Annotated in this window: 10 protein-coding genes; all 10 read left to right on the top strand. The window is 29.9% G+C overall.

Annotation, left to right across the window (positions count from 1 at the left end; genetic code table 11):
- The first annotated feature begins 216 nt into the window (after positions 1-216).
- Complete coding sequence (locus I130_RS14475) at positions 217-885, top strand: DUF6624 domain-containing protein (RefSeq protein ID WP_034924824.1); 669 nt, start codon at positions 217-219, stop codon at positions 883-885.
- 163 nt (positions 886-1,048) lie between these two features.
- A complete protein-coding gene (locus tag I130_RS14470) occupies positions 1,049-1,819 on the top strand; it encodes a hypothetical protein (RefSeq protein WP_157480593.1) in 771 nt (256 codons plus the stop codon).
- 1,291 nt (positions 1,820-3,110) lie between these two features.
- Entirely contained in the window at positions 3,111-4,316 is a 1,206-nt protein-coding gene (locus tag I130_RS16315) for a competence protein CoiA (protein ID WP_051119731.1), read from the top strand.
- Between the two features lie 165 nt (positions 4,317-4,481).
- A complete protein-coding gene (locus I130_RS14460; protein WP_034924817.1) occupies positions 4,482-4,994 on the top strand; it encodes a DUF6933 domain-containing protein in 513 nt (170 codons plus the stop codon).
- A 266-nt stretch (positions 4,995-5,260) separates the two neighbouring features.
- Positions 5,261-5,860, top strand: coding sequence for a hypothetical protein (locus tag I130_RS14455; protein ID WP_157480591.1), 600 nt, complete (start codon positions 5,261-5,263; stop codon positions 5,858-5,860).
- 270 nt (positions 5,861-6,130) lie between these two features.
- Positions 6,131-6,604, top strand: coding sequence for a hypothetical protein (locus I130_RS14450; RefSeq protein ID WP_034924811.1), 474 nt, complete (start codon positions 6,131-6,133; stop codon positions 6,602-6,604).
- Between the two features lie 766 nt (positions 6,605-7,370).
- Complete coding sequence (locus I130_RS14445) at positions 7,371-8,159, top strand: hypothetical protein (RefSeq protein ID WP_034924808.1); 789 nt, start codon at positions 7,371-7,373, stop codon at positions 8,157-8,159.
- A 164-nt stretch (positions 8,160-8,323) separates the two neighbouring features.
- On the top strand, positions 8,324-9,040 hold the full coding sequence (locus I130_RS14440) for a GNAT family N-acetyltransferase (RefSeq protein WP_034924806.1): 717 nt from the start codon (positions 8,324-8,326) through the stop codon (positions 9,038-9,040).
- 191 nt (positions 9,041-9,231) lie between these two features.
- Complete coding sequence (locus tag I130_RS14435; RefSeq protein ID WP_034924803.1) at positions 9,232-9,531, top strand: nucleotidyltransferase family protein; 300 nt, start codon at positions 9,232-9,234, stop codon at positions 9,529-9,531.
- On the top strand, positions 9,524-9,807 hold a 284-nt coding region (locus tag I130_RS14430; protein WP_034924800.1), incomplete at its 3' end, for a DUF86 domain-containing protein. The genes I130_RS14435 and I130_RS14430, both read left to right, overlap by 8 nt.

The following is a 9,807-nucleotide window of genomic DNA, read 5'->3' as shown; positions in this document are numbered from 1 at the left end:
CCTTCCAAAAGGAACAGACTTCAATAAAATTGATCAAAAACAACTACAGATAATACAGGACAAACTAAACAATAGACCTCGTAAAATTCTAGGGTACAATACACCTCAAGAAATGATGGATCTTGAACTAAAAAAATTATATTTGAATACTTAACTTTTTATAACGCTTTGTTGCGTTGAATCCTTGAATCCAGCATTTCAAGAAAATAAATAATTATGAAACAAATAATCATCTTATTGATTTTATCAGGCTTTATTTTTAGTTGTAATGAAAAAACTATCTCTGAATCAGATAAAAAACAAATCATATCTGAACTGAATTATATTTATAATGTAGACCAAGAATATGCAGGTATTCCTCCTGAGAAATTAAATGAAAAATACGGTCCACAAAAAGCTTGGGAAGTATTTGAAAAGATTAGGGATAGTGTTAGTTTAGAAAATCAGTTGCGAATAAAAAAGTTATATGATAAATATGGCTATTTGGGATATAATGAAATTGGAGAGGAAGAATCTCATAAATTTTGGATTACAATTCAACACGCAGACAATGACGTTGAGTTTCAACAAAAAATGCTTAAAGAACTAAAGAAAGAAATTTCCAAAGACAATGCCAGTAAAGAAAATTACGCAATGCTTGAGGATAGAGTAAACATCAATTTGAATAAAAAACAAAGATTTGGAACTCAAGTAACTTATAATAACTATGGACAAGCTGTACCCAAAAATGGACTAATTGATTCAACAAATATTGAAAAAATTAGAAAAGAATTTAATTTACCTTCTTTTAAAGAATATTACAATCGTATGACTACAAGTCATTTTAAAATGAACCAAAAAGCGCTTATCAATTCAGGAATTAACGAACCTAAGTTATACAAGTAACTGCATACAACATCGGTTAAGTGCCAATAGCGGGCTTAGTCGAAAAAGTGTATTTTAGATCCCAAGTAAAAAACAACTAAGCTGACAAGAACGTGTCCTTACTCCACGCTACTTGCCTTAACCAAGACCGTTAGCTCCAATTAATCAGAAAAATTTTGCATTAATGAAACTATTAATCACACTACTAATTACTCTACTCTCATCTAATATATATGCTTGTGAATGTGCTTTGCAGAGTACAATGCAAAAAACAGAATCATCCGATTTTGTGGGACGAGTAAAGATTAAAAAAATTGAAAGAGACTTAATAAATCAAGAATATTTAAATCTAACTGTAGAAGTATTAGACATTTTTAAAGGAGATTTTAATAATGATCTTAAAATACTTACAAACAATAGTATGTGTAATATATATACACCTAAAGGAACTGAATGGCTTATTTATGCTACAATTGATAAGAATAATAATTTGAGCTTTGGATATTGCTCAGGATCAATTCAAATAGACAGAAATTTTGATTCAGATAAATATCCCAATGCTGAGAAAAATTATAAAAACTCAATTAAAAGAAAGTTGGGATTACTTCAATTTTTGGATGAGAATGAAATTATTACAAAAAGTAATCCTTCTATCAGTTCAATTTTATCAAGTGATTGTTTAGATAGTATAAAAGGATTTAAAGGTAAATTAGCTGAATTTGCTATTTATGAAGTTACAATAGATAAAAATTTCTCTGTTGAGAACATTGCACCAATTAAGAAATTTAGTAATTCAAAATTGAGTTCTCAAGTTGATAATTGTATAAAAAATATAACTTTTAGAATACGTAACGAAAGAGAAAACCTAAAGGAAAAAACGAAAAAGATAATCCCTATATTCTACTATGAAAAGGAAAAAGATAACCCAAGTTTTATTAGTAGTTGGGATTTATAAATTAACTGGAGCTAACATCGGTTAAGCGCAAATAGCGGGCATTCTGGTGAAAAGTGCTATTTTAGACATCAAGTAACAAACAACTAAGCCGACAAGGACGCGTCCCTACTCCACGCTACTTGCCTTAACCAAGACCGTTGTAAAGCAGTGTTCAGAAAGAAAAACTCAAAAAAATAACCGAAAATCTGAATGAAAAAACATAAACCACTCAACTCTGAGCTTTATATGAAAAGTTTACAAAGATGAAAAATGGAAAAATTGGATTGTCTTAAAATCAGTTCGCTGACTTTTACTCGGACGGGGAAAAGTAAAATGAAAAATAAAAACTAAGAAAAAATGATTTTAAAAGCTGTGTGCTGACTTTCACTCGGACGTGAAAAATGACAAATTTGACTAAGAACAAAAATAATTTTTGACTTAAGAAATCAAGAACTGATTCTCACTCAGACTCAAAAAAATCAAGATCCAGAAAAGGACAAAAACAAAAAAAGTCAGACAACAAAACAACATATTTCGAAGTAAACACCGCTATACAACATCGGTTAAGCGCAAATAGCGGGCAATATGCTAAAAAGTGTTATTTTAGAGACCAAGTAACAAACAACTAAACCGACAAAAACGTGTCCCTACTCCACGCCACTTGCCTTAACCAAGACCGTTGTGGCTAATAGCCCCAAAAACAAAATTCAGTAAAGAACTTAATTGATAAAGAACTGATAAGAACCAGTTTTTCGCAACTGTTGCGCTGAATTTAAAAGATTGAAAAATGATTAAAATGTAGTTCGTTGATTTTTACTCAAACCTAAAAGATTTGAGTTCTTATTCTGACTTTTACTCAGGATTGTTAGCTACAAAAAATTGAATGATTTTAAAGATAAATCACTGAATTTACTTGGGAGTGAAAAAGTCAAATGAAAATGAGATTTAAAGAACAAAATTGATTTAAATACAAGTCGCTGACTTTTAATAGAACCGAAGATTTGAGTTCTTATTCCGACATTTATTCAGGATTGTTAGCTACAAACAATTGAATGATTTTAAAGATAAATCACTGACATCACTCAGACGTAAAAAGTGACAATATTGATAAAAAAAAATCTTACTCGGATAAAAGCTACTAGCCACAACATCGGTTAAGCCCAAATAGCGGGTATTTCAACAAAAAGTAATATTTTAGTGACCAAGTAAAAAACAACAAAGCCGACAAGAACGTGTCCCTACTCCACGCCACTTGGCTTAACCAAGACCGTTGTATGTAATTTTTAAACAAACCTACAAATCCTTCAGAACAATGCTTTTAGCACATTTCCAAAATAGATCAATTCCACCGACTAAAAATATTATCGCTAAATGTCCATTATGCAGTTCAAAAGTTAATGCAAAATGTGGTGAAATAAACATTCATCATTGGGCTCATAATAAAAATGAAGGTTGTGATAGTTGGAGTGAGCCAGAAACCTATTGGCATAAGTCCTGGAAAGAAAGTTTTCCAATTCACAATAGAGAAGTCGTAATTGAAAAATTTGGTAAAAAACATTTCGCAGACTTATATACTAAAGAAAAAATCGTAATCGAATTACAAAATTCAAGTATTAGTTCAGAAACAATTAGAGAAAGAGAAAAATTTTATGGTGAAAAATTATTGTGGGTAATAAATGGAGGGAAATATAGAGAGCATATAAGAATTCACCAAAATGAGGAGATTAATAGAATTCTTCTTAAAAGAAATCCAAAAAACTTATACAGTGAAATATTCTTAAGTAATGATAATATCGACGAATTTTTAAATACTTCTGATGAATTTAGATTTAGCTGGAGATACCCAATAAGATCTTGGTTAAAATCAAAAAGACCAGTTTTTTTGGATATAAATGAAAATTTTATGCTTTGGTTCACAACAGGCATTGGAACTGATTATGGAACATTTAAAGTGTATCCAAAAAATCTTTTTTTCAAAAAATATAAAGGCGATTATTTCAAATATCAAAAATTAAATAATCAAAAACGATTGTTTAACTACAAAGAGTTTGTAAAAATAATCTATGATACATCGTGGGGTTTTGATAGAGAATTAAAAACTTATAATTATCCTCCTTACCTCTCACTTAAAGTTTATAATAACCTTACTAAAAAAACTTGTTTACATAAGGTTAGGTGGAAAGAACTTTTGATACCAAATGGTAACAGTAAAGGGTTATTCTTTTTATTCTGTATTAATTTAAAAAATCCAGATATTATTGGTTTATACGCAGATTATGCAGAAAATATGAGTATAAGAAAGAATGTTTTAGAAAGGATTGAGAAAGATAATGTCAATTCATTTTATCATATTGATAATAACTGGAGAATAGATTATATCGCATCTATTCCATTGAATAAATTTGACACAGAATATTTTGCTAACTCATTGTTGAATTTTTATTTAAAAAATATTCGTGAAAGGATAATAGATAATAACAAATTGGAAATAATAAAAACTACACACAACATCGGTTAAGCGCAAATAGCGGGCATTTGAGTCAAAAGTGTTATTTTAGAGACCAAGTAAAAAACAACAAAGCCGACAAGAACGCGTCCCTACTCCACGCTACTTGCCTTAACCAAGACCGTTAGGCATAAGCAAAGTCGAACATAAATAGTATTTTAGATGAAAAATAAATAATTGGAAACTCAGATTTATACAACCCGAAAACTTGAAAAATTAGTTCATAAATATCTATCAGAGGAAAATAGCAATGAAAATAATTATTTAGGAAAGTGGAGCGCGAATATATTTTATGTTAACCATAAAAAATGCTGGATACTCATCAATAAATTGACTAAATATATATTAGTTCTAAGCGATATAAAACAGGGTGACTTAAATGATATTTCCAAAATATTTACAGAAACCTTTTATAGCCAATTAATTTATGACGGAATAATTGTGGAATATGATTTCATTGAAAAAATAGTTGGGAAAGTAGAATTACACAAAACTGATAATGATAGAAGCGCGAATGGTTCTCTAAATAATTGTCTATTATATTTTGACGATTGGAAACACCAATACGTGAATTTTGAAAATATGCCATTTAGAGATTTAAATGGAAGATTGAATAGTTCTCCAAACAAAATGTTGAACTGGAAATATCCTAAAGAAGCCATGGATAAATTATTAAGCGCCTATGCCTAACATCGGTTAAGCGCAAATAGCAGGCATTCGAGTGAAAAGTGTTATTTTAGAGACCAAGTAAAAAACAACAAAGCCGACAAAAACGTGTCCCTACTCCACGCTACTTGCCTTAACCAAGACCGTTGTAGCTAATTTTTTTAAGAATGAAAATACTTATCATTTTATCCTTTCTGTTTTTCAGTATAAATATTTTTGGGCAAAATGTTCAAATAGACACGTTGAAAATTATTTTGAGTGAGAGAATTAACGATCTAAATTCCACTCAAATGAATTATCCTATAATTAGAACAGGCGATAAAAAGATTGATTCATTAATTAATTATGATTTAAAAAATAAAGTGACGCTTAATGAAATGCCTACCAGCAGTATTGATTCCACAATAAATGAATGGGCTTCATATGGTGTAGTTTCATTTGACTTTGATGTAAATTATAATAAGAATGGAATTCTATCATTGAAAATTAACGGAGAAGGTTGCGGAGCATATTGCGAAACCTGGAGTAATTACTACAATTACTCTACTATAAATGGTAAAGCTTTAAAGCTTTCAGATATCCTTGAACTTGAATATCTCAAAGAGGATATATACTCCCGAAAATCAGAACAATATAAAAAAAATAGAAAAGAATTAAAACAACAGCTTGAAGTTGATGAAGGTCTAGATTTAAGAACTTATAATTTCATCTTAGAAAGATATAACGAATGCGATAGCTCTTTTCAAATTGATGAATTTGCACTCTTCAATGATCGTATTGAAATAATTGAAAATTGTTATATGATTCACGCATTAAGGGCAGCAATGCCGTTTATAAATATTCAATATAAATTATCCGATATTAAGGAATATTTGATAATAAAAAACTAGCAACAACATCGGTTAAGCGCAAATAGCGGGCAATTAGATGAAAAGTGCTATTTTAGACACCAAGTAAAAATCAACTAAGCCGACAAGAACGCGTCCCTACTCCACGCTACTTGCCTTAACCAAGACCGTTGTGCAAAATTCTACAAGATGAATGACAAAGAACTAAATTCTGAATTAAATCATCCTCTTTATAAAACTGATTCAAACGAATCTTGAAAATAATTGATAATCGAATATAAGATTTAACTTAAGTCAGAATAATTATAAGAAATGAAAAATATTATATTTCTATTAGTCCTAATCATAATAGTTACTGCGAGTTGTAATTATTCAAATGAAGAAAAAATCAATCTTGAAAATCAAATAACCACCGAAAGAAATAAAGCAGATAGTCTTCAAAAAATTATTGACACTTTACGGACAAAATTCATATTTGATAATTTGACAATTCTTCATGTTCCGAATAGAAATCAACCAATAGAAGACGGAAAAAAATATACTGGAAAAATTTATTTTGTTGCATTCAATAAAGAGGATCGAATTCTTTTTTCAGATAAACTTGTATTTAAAAATCCAGATACAATTTCAAAAATTGACTATGGTGGATTTGAATACAAAACGGTTGGAAAAAAAGGAGAAAATAACTTTTATTTTAAAGCTCTAATTAATAACAGTACATCTTTAAATTCTAGAACAGGTACTTTTGATGGAATCCAAATGAGTGATAAGATAATTAGTGAATGAGAACTTTGCACAACATCGGTTAAGCGCAAATAGCGGGCAATTTGGTGAAAAGTGTTATTTTAGAGACCAAGAAAAAAACAACTAAGCCGACAAGAACGTGTACCTAATCCACGCTACTTGCCTTAACCAAGACCGTTGTAAACAAGGGCTCCAAAAAAAATAAGAACAAATTCAGGTCTATATTGACAGCCAATCTTTCGCAACTGTTGCGATAAATTTATAAGATTGAAAATGCTTTAAATGAAGTTTGTTGGTTTTTACTCGAACCCAAAAGATTTGAGTCATTATTCTGAATTTTACTCAGGAATGTTAGCTACAAAAAATTGAATGATTTTAAAATTTAAGTCGCTGAAGTTTCTCGGGCGTGAAAAAGTTTTATGAAAATGAAATTTAAAGAACAAAAATAATTTAAAAGCTTATCGCTGACTTTTGCTCGAACCGAAGATTTGAGTTCTTATTCTGACTTTTACTCAGGAATGTTAGCTACAAGAAATTGAATGATTTTAAAATTATAAAGCTAACCTTACATGTATGTGAAAAATGACAAAATCGAATTGCTTTAAAAACAAAAAATCTGATCAGACCGCTAGAAATATCGGCTCACTCAGATAGTCGCCCCAGTTCACAACATCGGTTAAACCCAAATAGCGGGTATTTCAACAAAAAGTAATATTTTAGTGACCAAGAAACAAACAACAAAGCCGACAAGAACGTGTCCCTACTCCACGCCACTTGGCTTAACCAAGACCGTTGGCACCCATTTAAAATGATTCGAACAAAAATTGAAATATCAAATAATCAGATTAATATAGTGACAGGATATTTCAAGAAAGAACTTGAAATTGATCACGTGTTTCATTTTAATCAAGCTAATCCAATTATTAAAGTTTCAGAAAATGGGATTTTAAAAAGGGAATATTTATTTGAAACTTTGAAAATTAATCCAGACTTAACTGACCAATTTTTTCATTCTACAATAAGAGTTTTAAAGAATTCTGCAATTATGATAGATGGAATAATTTCAAATAATTTGGAAACCTTTCCGAATATAAATGATGAGAATTGTGAAGCTCTAAGATTACAGCCATTCTATCTTTCAAATAAAGAAAATAAAAATTTAGAATTGAAAGGAAGCGGACTTTTTGAAAGAGGTTTACATTTTTCTGGGACTGTAACTTCTTCAAATGTTCGAAATATTTGTATTTGCGATAATTGTAAAAAAAGCTTTTCAATTCAACATTTTCATGCAGGTTTTTCAGAAATGCAATATTTCTATTCTACAGATAGTAAAGAAACCCTTGCTATAAAATATGGGGAAATTGAAAACTTACCTACTCAATTACAACAAGAAACAGATATTGAGGTGTTAGAAAAAATTGAAAGTCAACTTCCTAAACCGACAAATGGAGATGGGCACTTTAAATTTTATAATTCATTCCGTTGTCCTCACTGCAATTCAAAATTCATTGATTTCGAAAATAATAAAAAATTAAGGTCTACTGAATATTATGGCAATTATCATATTAATCAGGAAATAAAATATTTAGAAAATTGATAAAAAAAACGGGAGCCAACATCGGTTAAGCGCAAATAGCGGGCAATCGAGTGAAAAGTATTATTTTAGAGACCAAGTAAAAATTAACTAAGCCGACAAGTTCGCGTCCCTACTCCACGCCACTTGCCTTAACCAAGACCGTTGTGCATAATGTTTTAACCGAAATGAGAACTTCAATAAATCCTACAGAACAGAATATTTCTGAAATTGAAAATTGGTTATTAGAAGAGTATAATAATCAAAAAGAAGGTTTCATTACGAATTGGGAAATGATTCCTGAAGCCTTTAAAGAAAATAGAATTAGCATTATTACAGAAAATGATAAAGCAATAGCATTTGCAGTTTTTCGAATTTATGATGAAATGGCGGTAATTGACATTGCAGAAATAGAACCAATTGAACGTGGAAAAGGAATTGCGAGAAAATTCATAAATGAGACTTTAGATATTTTAAAGTCAAAAGGTGTGATTGTCGTTAAACTATTTTGTTCTCCCGAAAAATCAGAAGGTTTTTGGAAAAAGTGTGGATTTCAAAGATTTGAATTTCCCAATAATTCCCAAATTAATATGTACAAAACTCTTGTAGAAGTCTTGAATCCATCAAAAAATTCTATAAAACCTAACCATGACAAATTAAAATTGTGGGATTGTGAACCTCATTTAACCGACCGAAATGAACCAAAATGGATTTGGGAATTAGAATATAAAAATGATAATAAAACACTTGTGAAACCAATAATATATCCAGCCTATTACGACTGGCAGATTGAATTAGAAAGCGAGAATAAAATAATTACTGATAAAGTAAAATATTTTCCAATTGATATTTCTCACAATGGAACATTTATGATCATAAACAAAATTGAGAACACAAAACACTAAGCACAACATCGGTTAAGCGCAAATAGCGGGCAATCGTATGAAAAGTACTATTTTAGACATCAAGTAAAAACAACAAAGCCGACAAGAACGCGTCCCTACTCCACGCCACTTGCCTTAACCAAGACCGTTAGCTTTTATTAAATTCGAACTAAGAACAAACGCACTAAATAATTTTTAGTTAAATTTGAAATATGAAATTAATTGAGAATCATAAAGAAAAATTGAACCGACTTTGTAACACTTACCATGTGGACAAAATGTACCTTTTTGGTTCAGCTCTGAATTCTAACTTTTCAGACAAGAGCGATATTGATTTCTTGGTTAAATTCAAATCTTTCGACATTGCTGAATACTTCGATAACTATATGAATTTCAAAGAAAATTTAAAAAATTTGCTTGGAAGAGATATAGATCTGCTTGAAGAGCAAACATTAAAAAATCCAATTTTGATTAATTCTATTAATAAAACAAAAGAATTAATTTATGGATGAAAGAATTCTAAAATGGTTATTTGATGTTAAGATAGCCATCAATGAAATCGAAAGTTATTTTGAGAATTCAGAAAAAGACTTTTTCAAGTACCGAGAAAATTTGATGCTCAAGCGAGCAGTTGAAAGAGATTTAGAAATTATCGGAGAAGCTGTTAATCGGATAATTACAAAAGATTCAAACTTTGAATCTAAAATCACAAATGCAAAATCTATTATCGGACTCAGGAATCAAGTGATTCATGCATATGATAGTATTTCAGATGAAAATATTTGGTC

Origin of the sequence: Gillisia sp. CAL575 (genome assembly GCF_000403785.1) — a bacterium.
Lineage (GTDB): Bacteria > Bacteroidota > Bacteroidia > Flavobacteriales > Flavobacteriaceae > Gillisia.
The sequence above is the reverse complement of the archived record's forward strand: the minus strand, read 5'-3'. Positions and strand labels throughout refer to the sequence as shown.